General features: G+C 62.9%; 15 protein-coding genes and 1 pseudogene. 2 read left to right on the forward strand and 14 right to left on the reverse strand.

Translation table 11 applies throughout. The annotated features are described in order from the left end of the window. Positions 1-325: 325 nt before the first annotated feature. Positions 326-1066, reverse strand: a complete 741-nt coding sequence (locus OZ411_RS37940; RefSeq protein ID WP_282532028.1) for an SDR family oxidoreductase — start codon at positions 1064-1066, stop codon at positions 326-328. A gap of 188 nt (positions 1067-1254) precedes the next feature. On the opposite strand from OZ411_RS37940, the gene OZ411_RS37945 reads away from it, so the two are divergent. Next, on the forward strand, positions 1255-2136 hold the full coding sequence (locus OZ411_RS37945) for an AraC family transcriptional regulator (RefSeq protein ID WP_282532029.1): 882 nt from the start codon (positions 1255-1257) through the stop codon (positions 2134-2136). A gap of 13 nt (positions 2137-2149) precedes the next feature. On the opposite strand, the pseudogene OZ411_RS37950 reads toward OZ411_RS37945, so the two are convergent. The 13 genes and pseudogenes from OZ411_RS37950 to OZ411_RS38010 all read right to left on the reverse strand — a co-directional run. Continuing rightward, positions 2150-2463 (reverse strand): annotated as a pseudogene (locus OZ411_RS37950) (transposase); the annotation flags it as partial. A 10-nt stretch (positions 2464-2473) separates the two neighbouring features. Continuing rightward, a complete protein-coding gene (locus OZ411_RS37955; protein ID WP_282532030.1) occupies positions 2474-3316 on the reverse strand; it encodes an NAD(P)-dependent oxidoreductase in 843 nt (280 codons plus the stop codon). Between the two features lie 270 nt (positions 3317-3586). Continuing rightward, complete coding sequence (locus tag OZ411_RS37960; protein WP_282532031.1) at positions 3587-3985, reverse strand: RidA family protein; 399 nt, start codon at positions 3983-3985, stop codon at positions 3587-3589. Between the two features lie 267 nt (positions 3986-4252). Then, positions 4253-6004 carry a monovalent cation:proton antiporter-2 (CPA2) family protein gene (locus tag OZ411_RS37965; protein ID WP_282532032.1) on the reverse strand — a complete coding sequence of 584 codons (1752 nt, stop codon included), beginning with the start codon at positions 6002-6004 and terminating at the stop codon, positions 4253-4255. A 40-nt stretch (positions 6005-6044) separates the two neighbouring features. After that, a complete protein-coding gene (locus tag OZ411_RS37970) occupies positions 6045-6188 on the reverse strand; it encodes a hypothetical protein (RefSeq protein WP_282532033.1) in 144 nt (47 codons plus the stop codon). A 214-nt stretch (positions 6189-6402) separates the two neighbouring features. After that, the gene (locus OZ411_RS37975; RefSeq protein ID WP_282532034.1) at positions 6403-7296 is read right to left on the reverse strand and encodes a pirin family protein; all 894 of its coding nucleotides are present in this window, start codon (positions 7294-7296) and stop codon (positions 6403-6405) included. Next, entirely contained in the window at positions 7293-7598 is a 306-nt protein-coding gene (locus OZ411_RS37980; RefSeq protein ID WP_282532035.1) for a GNAT family N-acetyltransferase, read from the reverse strand. Before OZ411_RS37980 ends, OZ411_RS37975 begins: the two co-directional genes overlap by 4 nt. 6 nt (positions 7599-7604) lie before the next feature. Then, entirely contained in the window at positions 7605-8435 is an 831-nt protein-coding gene (locus OZ411_RS37985) for an alpha/beta hydrolase (protein WP_282532036.1), read from the reverse strand. Positions 8436-8479: 44 nt separating this feature from the next. Next, positions 8480-8776 (reverse strand): putative quinol monooxygenase, encoded by a 297-nt coding sequence (locus tag OZ411_RS37990; RefSeq protein WP_282532037.1) that lies wholly within the window; start codon positions 8774-8776, stop codon positions 8480-8482. Between the two features lie 68 nt (positions 8777-8844). Next, positions 8845-9492 (reverse strand): hydrolase, encoded by a 648-nt coding sequence (locus OZ411_RS37995; protein ID WP_282532038.1) that lies wholly within the window; start codon positions 9490-9492, stop codon positions 8845-8847. Between the two features lie 31 nt (positions 9493-9523). Next, complete coding sequence (locus OZ411_RS38000; RefSeq protein ID WP_282532039.1) at positions 9524-10390, reverse strand: SDR family NAD(P)-dependent oxidoreductase; 867 nt, start codon at positions 10388-10390, stop codon at positions 9524-9526. Between the two features lie 31 nt (positions 10391-10421). Continuing rightward, complete coding sequence (locus OZ411_RS38005) at positions 10422-11462, reverse strand: LLM class flavin-dependent oxidoreductase (protein ID WP_282532040.1); 1041 nt, start codon at positions 11460-11462, stop codon at positions 10422-10424. 180 nt (positions 11463-11642) lie between these two features. Further along, on the reverse strand, positions 11643-12296 hold the full coding sequence (locus OZ411_RS38010; protein WP_282532041.1) for a hydrolase: 654 nt from the start codon (positions 12294-12296) through the stop codon (positions 11643-11645). 148 nt (positions 12297-12444) lie between these two features. Between OZ411_RS38010 and OZ411_RS38015 the strand changes: the two genes are divergently transcribed. Beyond that, positions 12445-12573: LysR family transcriptional regulator (locus OZ411_RS38015; protein WP_282532042.1), on the forward strand; the 129-nt coding region annotated here is incomplete at its 3' end.

A 12573-nucleotide genomic window follows, 5' to 3' on the forward strand; every position in this document is an offset into this window, starting at 1 on the left:
TTGGCGCGAGCCGATCCCCGCTATCCCGAGCAGGTGCTCGTGCAAGGATTGCTCTCCGGGGACGTCGCACTGTTCGCGTTCGCCCCCCGGAGGCAAGCCGCATTCACCTCGTTGTCCGCTCATGACGTTGATACGCCGCACATTTGCCGGAGCGGTGGCCGCGCCCGTTCGAGCGCGCACACGCCACCGGCCCGGTCCTATTAAAGGCCCGGCCTTAGCGCGAGGGGCTATGCCGGGGTAGGCTCTTGCAGTCCTCGACCATGCCGTGCGGCGCTTAATTCACCTTAGAGCAGGCGATTGGCCTGCAGGCTAAGATCAAGTCCGCTCAGGCGAGCGCTCCCCCGTCAGCGGTCAGGATGGCGCCCGTAATCACGCCCGCGGCGGGACTCGCGAGAAAGACGACGGCGCTCGCGACTTCGTGTGGCTCGCCGAATCGCCCCAAGGACGTCAGGCTTCGCTGGAATTCGGCACCCGCGCCGTCCGCCGGGTTTGCATCCGTATCGGTCGACCCAGGCTGCACGAGATTTACGGTGATGCCGTTCGGGCCTAGTTCGCGCGAAAGACCGCGGGTGAAGGAGGTAAGCGCCGCCTTGGACATCGCATAAGCCGTCACGCCCGGGAACGGGACCCGCTCCCCTAGGCCCGAACCGATCGAGATGATTCGTCCCCCTTCGGCGAGATACGGAATGACTGCCTTCGCAAACAGCACTGGTGCTCGCACGTTGACATCCATCAAGGCCTGATATTCGTTCACGTCGATGTCGGCGATCGTTCCGCTGAGGCCTATAGCTGCGTTGTTGACGAGAATATCCAGTCCGCCGAGCGCTGCGACGGCTTCGCTCACGGAGCGCGCGATAGCCTCCGGGTCGGCGCTGTCGGCTTGGATGGCAACTGCACGATGCCCGGTGCTTTCGATGGATTTGGCCACCGCTTCAGCTTTTTCGGTCGAGCGCTGATACGTAAATGCGACGTCGGCGCCGTTCTCCGCCAGCGCCAGCGCGATCGCAGCACCGATGCCCCGCGACCCTCCCGTCACCAGTGCACGCTTTCCGTTCAAATCGATCACGTGTTCGTCCTTTTCTACCGCTGTTAGTTCAGGAGCTCAGATGGCCCGCGTAAGATCGCGACAGGCGCCCGACAGGCCGATCCACGTATTTGCTCCTTCGTGCCTGCAGGATAGGCTGGCAGGAAAGCGACGACATTCCCGATCATACCTTAGACTTGCCCAATCCTACCAAATGGCTATCTATGGGTATGTCTGATCCCGAGAGCACTACCCGTCGCCTACTGGAAGACGTTGCCGGCTACATAGCTCCGCTTCCGGGGCCGGTGGGGCGCTCGACACCGATCCCACGCTTGACGGTATGGACGAGCACAAGTGCCACGCTACCGACATCGGCGGTATTCGAGCCCATGTTCTACGCCGTCGCGCGGGGCACCAAGGTCCTGACTATGGGCGCCAACCGCTTCGAACTATTAGCGGGCGCCTGCGCGGCATCGTCGTTCGGTCTGCCCTATGCCCATCAATTGACCGACGCGACACCCGAACTCCCTTACGTCGGTATCAGCCTCCATCTCGATATCGACATGCTCACGCGTGTCATGCTCGCTATGCCCAGACGTGAGGATCCCTGGACATGCGCGGTGGCAGCAGGCGATTTGCACGGCCCGGTCGGCGAGGCATTCATGCGTCTCGTCGGGCTCCTAAACGCGCCTGACGACATTGGCATGCTCGCGCCACATTACGAGAGCGAACTTTATTACCGGCTACTGCAGAGTACGATGGGCGACACGCTCCGCCAGATCGGTCAGCGCAACGATCGAGTGCGGCAAATCAAGGCGGCGGCCGATTGGCTGGGAGCCAACCACAGCAAACCGGTCGTCATTTCTGAACTGGCAGCATCCGCAGGCATGAGCGTCACCTCGTTTCATAGGCACTTCAAGGCTGTCACCGGTTACAGTCCGCTCGCCTTTCAGCGCCACATGCGCCTCCTAGAGGCTCGTAAACTGCTGGCCGCCGGTAGTACCAACGTAGCGCGCGTGGCGTATGAGGTAGGTTACCAAAGTCCCTCGCAATTCAGCCGAGAATACAAGAGCATGTTCGGCAGCCCGCCGGTCGCGGATCTGCAGCGTTAGGACTGGTGGACACTTACCGCGACCAGAGGATGGTGGCGGCAAGGGTGACGACGGCGAGGTAGTTCCTCGCCGTCTTTTCGTATCGTGTTGGGAGGCGGCGAAACTGCTTGAGCTTGGAGAAGCAGCATTCGATCAGATGGCGCTGAGCGTAGTGGTGCTTGTCGAGCGGGTGCTTTGGGCGCGTGCCGGGTTGTTTGGGATTACAGCAACGGCGCCCTTTGCCGCGACGGCCTGTCGCAATCGATCAGCATCATAAGCGGCGTCGGCTATGAAAACCTCGGCCGGCAGGCCATCGAGCAAGTCGTAGCCCTGGGGGCAATCGCCGCGCGGCGCGTGTTCATGGCGCCTCCAGAACCAGAATCCGTCCACCGATCTCTTCAAGCCGGGTCCGGTAGCTCGCGGGTTCGAGCAGCTGGCACGGAAAATAGAGGCCCGCGGGGGCCGGCGGCCGCCCGTCCATCGCCAAGCACCTTTCGAGAACCATTGCCACGCCCAGCCCAGTGAGAGGAAATTGCCCTTGTGGATGAACCACGGCATGGCGCGTAGCCAAGGGGCGGCCAGCATCGTCCTGTCCCCGGAGTTCGATGACAATCTCGGTCGACATGCGCTCGCCGCGTCTGCGACTGGAACTCATGCCCGTCGCCAGATTGATTTCTACATTTGGCGCGTCCGTTGCGGCTGCCAGCGCGAGGATATCGTTCGGCGAGATCGCGATCGCGTCCATTTGAGTGCCGTCCACGGCGCGAAAGCTTGTTCTGGCATCCTCGCCAGAACGCCAGACATAGGTGCCGTTTCGACGCGTGAGAGCCGCAGGCGGCGCATTGGTCAGCCCTTCGAGGTCGGATACCTGCGCCGGTCCGCCTTGATCCTCATCATCCAGCAGCAGGCCGATGCGGATGTCATCGACCCGCGAGAAGCGCCGCGCAAGGGCAAGGGTGGTGACCGATGTCGCGCCGACCAGCCATTCTGTGCCAAGGACCACTGTCGACCGAGTAGGATCCTGCATGAAGGCGGCAACCTCGGGCCCGATCTCATCTATACCCGTGGAAATTCCGATGTAGGGCAGGCCTCGCCCTCGGGCAAAGCGGAAGCCGGACAGGGCCTCGTCCCGCAACAGAACTGCAACGGCGCTGACCGACTGACCGCCGATGCCCAGATCAGGCGCCGCCAGATCGAGCACTACCCCTTCCGCTTGGCCAACCTCCCCGGCGATCTTCCGCGCCCTGGCGAGATTTCGCCCCCCGATGAGTAGGGGAACGTCCGGAGCGGCTGCTCGCAGATACCTGGCTGTATGGCGACCGACGATGCCCGATCCACCGATCAGAAGAATGGGATCCTGTGACATGGCAAACCCCTCTGCTGGCAAGGGTCGTGTTTTCGATTGCTGACGGCCCGTTGTGGCCTGGCCCAGCCGCTCGGCGGGCCGATGGCTATATCGGACTGCGATGGATCAGGATTTATCCGGCACGCGCGCGATCACCTTGATCTCGAAGTCGAAGCCGGCGAGCCAATTGACTCCGATAGCGGTCCAGTTCGGATAAGGGGCTTGCGCGAACACGTCGCTCTTCACGGCTATGATTGTGCCGAATTGCTTATCCGGATCCGTATGGAAGGTCGTCACGTCGACAATGTCGTCGAAAGTGCACCCTCCCGCCGCAAGCGTCGCCTCCAGATTGGCGAATGCCAGCCGGACCTGCGCCTCGAAATCAGGCTCAGGCGAACCGTCAGAACGGCTTCCGACCTGACCGGAAACGAACAGCAGATCGCCGGAGCGAATCGCTGCCGAATATCCGTGCTGCTCGTACAGAGCGTGGCGGTTCTCAGGGAATATAGCATCACGTGGTGGCATGGGCAGTCCTCTCGAATCGTTGGTTGGCCGGGCCGGGAAATCGGCTCCTGATGAAAGCGCTACAAGCTGAGACCAGTAAGATCGCGTTGAGATAGACGCGGGACCGCACCGTCAGCGGCCCCTCTCTTATCCGGCGGCGTTGGTGGTTCGCGAATGAAAGGGCGTCGTCCTTGGTGTTACCCTTCGCCGACCGCGAATGGTCGTGATCGGCGAACAAAGCCCCACCCCGATATTCGTAAGTGTCTCGCTTCTCCGTGACTGATGCGATTACCGGCTCACAAGTGGTTCGGGGACGGGCTGAAGGAGCAGTCGATCGCTGCCTGACATAACGTCCCCCTGGACTTGCTCAGAAAGGCGTTCGGTATCGCGACGACGGATGTCCTCAACCACCTCCGCAATATCAGCCTCGGCAAAGCCCAATGCTCTTAAACCTTGCGCACCCATCAAATATGCAGATTCGACCGTCTCGCGGATCTGATAGTCGACACCGGCCCGGATCAGTTCCACCGCATGCCCGCGATCACGGCTTCGAACCAACAACCGGGACTGCGGGAACTCGTGTTGTGCGAGTTCAACGATCTGCATCGCGGCCTTCGGATCGTCGATGCAGATCATGATCACATCGGCGCCGCCGGCACCGGAATGGTGCAGCACATCAAGCCGCGCGCCGTCACCAAAGAAGACCTTGAACCCGTATCGGCCCGCGTCGCGGATGCGATCGGGGTCATTGTCGATGACGGTAAGATCGACGCCCTTGGCCAATAGCGCCTGCGAGGCAATCTGCCCGAACCGGCCGAAACCGACAATGAGCATACGGCCCTTCAAATCACGGGCGGCATCGACGCCCTCCATCGACGCCTCGGTGTGGAGGAGCCGATCGGCGGCAATCATGAGCAATGGCGTCAAGGCCATCGAAAGGATGACAACGGTCGCGAATAGGGCATTCTGCCGCGCGTCGATCACGCCGCCCGCTGTCGCCGCCGTATAGAGCACGAAGGCGAACTCGCCACCTTGCAGGAACATCGACGTCCGATGCAGGGCCCCATGGTTGGAGCCACCGAACAGGCGCGCGACCGTGTAGACGACCGCGCCCTTAGCGATCGTGAATGAAAGCAGCATCGCGAGCAGAAGTTGCCACTCGGCTGCGACGATCGCGAGGTCGAGTGACATACCGACGGCCAGAAAGAACAGCCCCATCAGCAAGCCGCGGAACGGCTCGACGTCGCTTTCGATCTGGTGGCGATAGCTCGAGTTCGACAGCATCACGCCGGCGAGGAAGGCCCCCATCGCCATCGATAGGCCGGCGACGTCCATCAGCAGCGCCGCCCCAAGAACAACGAGCAGCGCCCCCGCCGTCAGAACCTCGCGCGTCCGGGCGCGTGCCAGGAGCGCGAAGAACGGGTTCAGGGCCCAGCGCGACACGCCGAGCAGCGCCAACATCGCCAAAACCGCGAGCAGCATGTCCGTCCATGCTGCCTGCCCGTGGGACAGTGGTGACAGAAAGGCGACCACCGCAAGCAGCGGAACGATCATAAGATCCTCAAACAAGAGGATCGCGACCGATTTTTGGCCCTCCGCACCAGAGAGCTCGCCGCGGTCCTGCAACACCGACATGATGACGGCGGTCGAGGAGAGGACGAAGCCAGTCCCGGCGATGAAGGCGACGCGGCCTGGCAGACCGAACACCAGCGCGCCGGTCAGGGATAGGACCGCGATCGCGGCAGCGACTTGCGCAAGCCCCAACCCGAAGATCTGACCGCGCATCGCCCACAATTTGTGAGGGCGCAATTCCAGCCCGATCACGAACAGGAACATCACCACTCCAAGTTCGGAGAAGTGAAGAATGGATTGCGCATCGGTGAAAAGGCCGAGCACCGATGGCCCCACCAGCACGCCGGCCCCGAAATAGCCCAGTACTGATCCGAGCCCGAGCCGCCTGAACAAAGGCACTGCGACGACGGCCGCACCCATCAGCGCGACTGCAGGTCCGATCGTCTGCCCTAAACTCATATCAGCCATGGTCGGTCAGGAAGCGGTTCTGTTGCAAAAAGTCCATTCGTCATCCTTTGCATCGAGAGTTAGCCGGAAGGAAGACGTCGACCGGTTCTGACGCGCCGGCGAGCAGCTTCTTTGCGTGATCTACCACCACTTCCACGTGGTCGAGCGGCCAGTCGTGCTGGCGCGCGTACCAGCGCACGGTCATGGCAGTGCATCCGCCAGGGCGGCGGTCATCAGATCGAACGGGGTTGGGCCAAGCCCACCGCCGCCCGTACTGACAGGCTCGTCGTCGACAATTTCGTGAGCTCTCGATGCACACCGCGAACAGGCTTTCGCCGGTCTCCGAGACCGATACACGGGTACGAATCGCCGCCATCACGATCTTCGTCGGATCACGCCGCTGCGCGTCATTGGACGGTTCACGACATGCCCGGCGCGGGCGGCGCCGGTTCGTCGGGCAGAGCGATGAACTCCGCGTCGTCGGCTTCCGGAAGCTTCATCCTTCCCGCCTTCCAGTCCGCTGCAGCCTGCGCGAGCCGGTCTTTCGAGGAGGACACGAAATTCCAGTAGATAAAGCGCTCGCCGACCGGCTCACCGCCAAGGAGCATCACGGTGGCCTGCTCGGTGGCCCGAACGCGCGAGGCGACCATGCTCAGCACCAGCATCTTGCCGGCTTCGTAGCGCATGCCGTCCATCTCCACCGCGCCGGTCGCGACGTAGAGCGCGCGTTCCCTGTGGCCGCCCGGGATCTCCGCAGTGGCACCCGGCGCCATGTCGAGGTGCGCGTAGAACAGCGGCGAAAGCGTTTTGGCGCCGGCGGTCAGGCCATAGGCGCCGCCGGCAATGAGATGACCGACCACGCCGGCTTCTTCCCATCGCGGCAGGTCGCTTGCCGGATGGTGCGAGAAAGACGGCGTGATCTCCTCCTGGCCGTTCGGCAGCGCGACCCATGCCTGGATGCCATGCACCCGATCGCCATGCGCCCGAGCGCGTTCGAGCCGCTCGCTGTGCGTGATGCCGCTGCCTGCGGTCATCCAGTTGACCTCCTGCGGCCGGATCGGCTGCTCGTAGCCGAGGCTGTCACGGTGCATGATTTCGCCCGAGAACAGGTAGCTCACGGTCGACAGGCCGATGTGCGGGTGCGGGCGGACGTCGAGGCTGCGATCGATGCCCGGCGGCAGATCGAGCGGCCCCATATGGTCGAAGAAGACGAACGGCCCGATCATGCGCCGCTTCGCGAACGGAAGCACGCGGCCGACTTCGAAGCCGCCGCCGAGGTCGCGGCGCCGCTGTTCGATGACCATCTCGATCATGCAGGGTCTCCTGATCCGGCCGCGCCGACGACGATGTCGGCATATTCGGGATGGCGCGCGTAGAAGGCGGTCATGAACGGGCAGACCAGGATCACCTTGCGGCTGCTGGCGCGGATCTCCTCGAACACGCCGCGCGCGAGTTGCGACCCGATGCCTCGCCCGGAGAACCTTTCCGGAACAATGGTGTGCGTGAGGACGATCCGATTGCCCTTCACGCTATAATAGGCTGCGGCGATCTCATGGCTGCCGTCGATCGCCAGTTCGAAGCGACCCTCGGCGGGATTGTCCTCAATTCCACTCACGTTCGATTACTCCTTGAAAAAGGCCAGAAGATCGGCGTTGATGAGATCGGGATGCGTGGCGAATAGGCCATGCGAGAGCCCTGGATAGGTTTTGAGCGTACCGTTCGATAGAAGTTCGATCGCCTTCCGGGCCGAAGCGTCGACCGGCACCACCTGATCGTCCTCGCCGTGCATCAGGAGTACAGGCAACGAGACCGCCTGTACGTCCTCGGTGAAGTCCGTTTCGGAGAAGGCGACGATGCAGTCATAGTGAGCCTTGGCGCCGCCCATCATCCCCTGCCGCCACCAGTTGCGGATCAGCCCCTCGCTGACCTCGGCGCCGTCGCGGTTAAAGCCGTAGAAGGGGCCGGAGGGCACATCGAGGAAGAACTGCGCACGGTTCTTCGAAAGCGCCTGACGGAACCCATCGAACACCGACATCGGCAGGCCGTCCGGATATCGCGGCGTCGCGAGCATGATCGGCGTCACGGCGCCGATCAACACCGCCTTGGCTACGCGGCCTTTTTCGCTGCGTGCGACATAGCGGATGACCTCGCCGCCTCCCGTCGAATGGCCGACATGGATTACGTTCTGCAGGTCGAGTGCGCGCACCAGGGCGGCGACATCGGCGGCGTAAGTGTCCATATCGTTCCCGGTATCGGTCTGGTCAGAACGGCCGTGACCGCGCCGGTCATGCGCGACGACGCGATAGCCCTTGCTGAGGAAGAACAGCATCTGGTTGTCCCAGTCGTCCGCGCTCAGCGGCCAGCCATGATGGAACATGATGGGTTGGGCGTCTTTTGGACCCCAGTCCTTGTAGAAGATGCTGACGCCGTCGGCGGTAGTTATGGTCGACATGACAAGGTTTCCTTTTGATTGCGATTGAGTCTTTACAGGAAATGTCAGGCGACGCGCTTCAGCAGGTGCGCAAACTCGGTCTTGTCGACGTTGCTCACGCCATTGGCGTGAAAGTGCTCGATATGCGGTCCATGCTCGTGATGTCGCGTACGTGCCTCGATGGACGACCACTCCTCCACAAACACGAAGCGTCCAGGCTCGTTCTGATCTTCGAACAGGTCGTAACGAATATTGCCGTCTTCGTTCCGCGAGGGCTCGACAAGTGCGGACAAATCACGGCGCAGCTCGTCCTCCTTGCCGACCTTGGCCTTGAGCCCGACGACGATGAATAGTTCGCTCATTCGCTTCTTCTCCTTGCAGGAATGGCGGCGACAATTCTCGGCCGCCGCCATCTTCAGGCCTCAGGCGTTCACAGGACTTTTGCTGCCTCGTTGTTGGCCTTCTCAGGGTTGAAGCCATCGAAGCTTTCGAAGACATCCATGAAGCCCGGAACGGTGGTTTCGCGGGCCCAGTCGCGCTGGAGCTCGCAATACATCTGTACGCGGCTGATCAGCTTGGCGCCTGCCTGCTCCATGCGGCGCAAGGCCGCCTCGTGCGCGGCGAGCGAGGTGCCGCCGACCGCATCGACTGGCACATAAACCTCGTAGCCCTCCTGAATCGCGTCGAGCGCCGGGAACGTCAGGCACGCCTCTGTCCAGAGCGCTGTCATGATGAGCTTCCGGCGGCCGATCGCCTTGACCGCCTGCTTGAATTCGGTGTCCTCCCAGCTGTTGATAGAGGTGCGGTCGTAGGTTGGCAGGTGGCCGATCACGTCCTGCAGTTCCTGGATCGGCGGCTTGTTGCGGCCGGTCGCCACGTTGACGGTCGAGTGGATGATAGGGAGCTTGTAATTGACTGCCGCCTTGGCGACGCTCGTGATGTTGAAGACGAGTTCGTCGCGCGGCATCGAGCGAATCGAGGAGACCTGGATGGGCTGGTAGTCGATGATGATCAGCGCCGAATTCTCCGGCGACAGAAGCTGGTCGGTGTGGGGATTGCGGATCGTTTCACTTGCCATTGGTGGGTCCTTTCTGCGGTTGAAATGAAAATTAGCTCAGGCCGGCCAGCCTCAAGCGGAGCGCGTCCAGCTCGGCGTCAGGCTTCTGGCGGACGGCACTAAGCATCTGCTCAGTGTCGCGTCCGATTGCAGCGCGGCTCGGCGCGGGACGTTGCTCGGCAAGCTCGACCACCCGCGCTGCAGCCGCAGCAGGATCGATCTCGTCCGCCTGCACGCTTCCCGACCTGCTGGCGAAGGCGCCGAACGTCTTGCCGTAGAGTCTGCGTTGTTCGGCCGTCATTGCGTTCCCGATCCGCGCGAGAGCTCCGCTCGCCGCTCCAGCGCCCATCGACATGTTGCCGATGGAGACCACCACGACATCGATGCCGAAAGGCTTCAATTCGGCCCGGTAGACCGCAGCAAACACCTCCATCGCTGCATGCGCTGCTTCGGATGGTCCGCTGAAGGGCAACGGCAAGCTCGCCATCCACGAACTGATCTGCACGATCCGTCCGCGTGCCGCCCGCAAGGCCGGCAGGAAAGCGTTGGTCACCGAGATCACGGCGAAGACATTGCAGTCGAACTCGTGCCGAATGTCGTCGAGCTGGAGGGTTTCGATCGGACCTTGGGTTAGGATGCTGGCATTGTTGATGAGAAGATCGAGCCCGGCGTTACCGAGCGCATCCGTGACACCGCAGGCCCACGCCTCCACCGACGTCGTCTTGGTCACGTCGCAGACGGTAAGACTGACCCGCCCGCCGGAAGCGTTCTTCAGATCGCGTGCTTCCGCCGCCGACTCGGCCGTACCGAAGACGATGTAGCCCCTGGCTGCGAGTGCGAGCGCGATGTCGCGGCCCAGCCCCGCGCCCGCGCTGGTGATGACGACCGAACGCCCTATCCGTAGAGAAGCCGATCGCATCACGCGTCCCCTTGCCGAGATGAACTGCCACTCACGAGTTTGCCAGAGCCGCTCGTACGATCGGCGCGACTTCGCTTCCCAGGAGCTCGATCGAGCGCTTCATCGCGGCGGTTTCGAGCGACGCGGTACTCATCTGGAAGGTGATGCGCGTGACGCCGCCGAGTGCCTCGCTGGCGTGGAGCATCTTGGCTGCGACCGTCGCCGGTTTGCCGACCAGGAACGCGCCGTCGGGCCCCGCCATGTCGTCGAACTGCCGGCGCGTCGGCGGCGACCAGCCACGTTCGCGGCCGATCTTCGCCATCAGATGCGCCCAACCGGGAAAGAAGGCATCGACGGCTGCCGCATCGGTCTCGCCGACGAAGCCCATTGCGTGGACGCCAACCTTGAGCTTTTCGGGATCATGCCCGGCGCGCGCGCCGGCTTCGCGATAGAAGTCGACGAGCGGGCGGAAGCGCTCGAAGCTGCCGCCGATGATCGCCACCATCAGCGGGAGGCCAAGCGCGCCGGCGCGAGCGAAGGATTGTGGTGTGCCGCCAACGCCGATCCACAGCGGCAGCCGCGGCTGGTGGGGGCGCGGGAAGACGCCCTGGCCGGTGAGTGCCGGACGGAAGCGGCCTTCCCAGGTGATGTTGGTCGTCTCGCCGAGCTTCAGGAAGAGATCGAGCTTCTCGGCGAAGAGGTCGTCATAGGCTCGCGTGTCCAGACCGAACAACGGATAGGCTTCGCCAAACGACCCTCGGCCGACGACGATTTCGGCCCGGCCCTTGGCGATCAGGTCGAGGGTCGCGAACTCCTGGAAGACGCGCACGGGGTCGGCGGCGCTCAGGACCGTCACCGCGCTCGTCAGGCGAATTTGGCTGGTGCGGGCCGCGGCGGCGGCGAGGATGATCGTGGGCGCAGAATCAAGGAATTCAGCGCGATGGTGCTCCCCGATGCCGAAGACGTCGAGCCCGATCCGGTCGGCGACTTCGACCTCCTCGAGAAGGTCGGCCATGCGGTCGGTCGCCGACCGGAGCTTGCCCGTTACCGGATCCGGGAGCACGGCGGCGAAGCTGTCGATTCCGATTTCCATGAGAACTCACCGCGATTTGCGTAGTCGCGCGTATGGCTGGAGGAACTGGTTGTCGATCATGCCGGCCGCCTTGCATTCAGGCATGGGCAGCCGTCTTGTAAGGACGGGGATGACGCAGCTCGATAAGCAATCGGCTTGTTCGCAACGGATCGCTAAAGACGCTCGTCATCCCCGCCCGAATCAGCGCGCGGCGCGTGGCACCGGCGTGTTGAGCAGCTGCTGCTCCCACAGGTAGGCAATGCCGCTGCCACCGACATGCTGGATGAGCACGTTGGTCAGTTCGGCGGCATGCTCGGTGCGCGCCCAGTCGCGCTGCCACTCGCTTGCCAGCGCCAGCCACGTCATCATGTTCGCGCCGGCTGCGATCATACGCTGGATGCCGACTTCGTGCGCCTCGACCGAGGTGCCGCCCGACGCATCGGTGATGACCGTCACGTCCCAGCCCTCGCCGAGCGCCTGGATCGTGGGCATCGCAACGCAGATCTCGGTCCACAGGCCGGCGATGATCAGCTGCTTGCGGCCCGTCGCCTTGACCGCGTCCACGACCTTCTGGTCCTGCCAAGTGTTGATGAACGTCCGGTCGATCACCTCCTGGCCAGGGAACACGTCGGTGATTTGGGGGAAGATGAGACCGCCCCGTTCTGCGATTACGCTCGTCAGGATGGTGGGAACCCCAAAGGCCTTGGCGGTCTTCGCCAGGGCCGTCGTGTTGTTGACGACCATGTGCGGGTCGTGGCTATTCAGGTTCGCGAGCTGGTAGGGCTGATGGTCGATCAGAACGAGTACCGAGTCCTCGGGACGAAGAAGCGACGCAAGGCCGTTGCGAAAGGTCATAACTATCCTGTGCTGCCGTTAGGTGAGGCTGATTTGCGGGGAGACATGCGCCGCCTGCGACGATGTCCACGTGGACACTGCCATTCCCATTTGCGATACGGTAGCGCCAACCCGCGCCACACAGTGTCGCAAAAGCAGGAACGCTAAATTGGACATCGAAGAACTGCGAACATTCGTGGAAGTCGCTGACGCCGGAGGCGTGTCATCTGCTGCGCGCCGGCTCGGCGTCTCCAAGTCGATCGTCAGTCGGCAGCTCGCTCGGCTTGAAGCAGACCTC

Source organism: Bradyrhizobium sp. Arg237L (genome assembly GCF_029990105.1).
Lineage (GTDB): Bacteria > Pseudomonadota > Alphaproteobacteria > Rhizobiales > Xanthobacteraceae > Bradyrhizobium.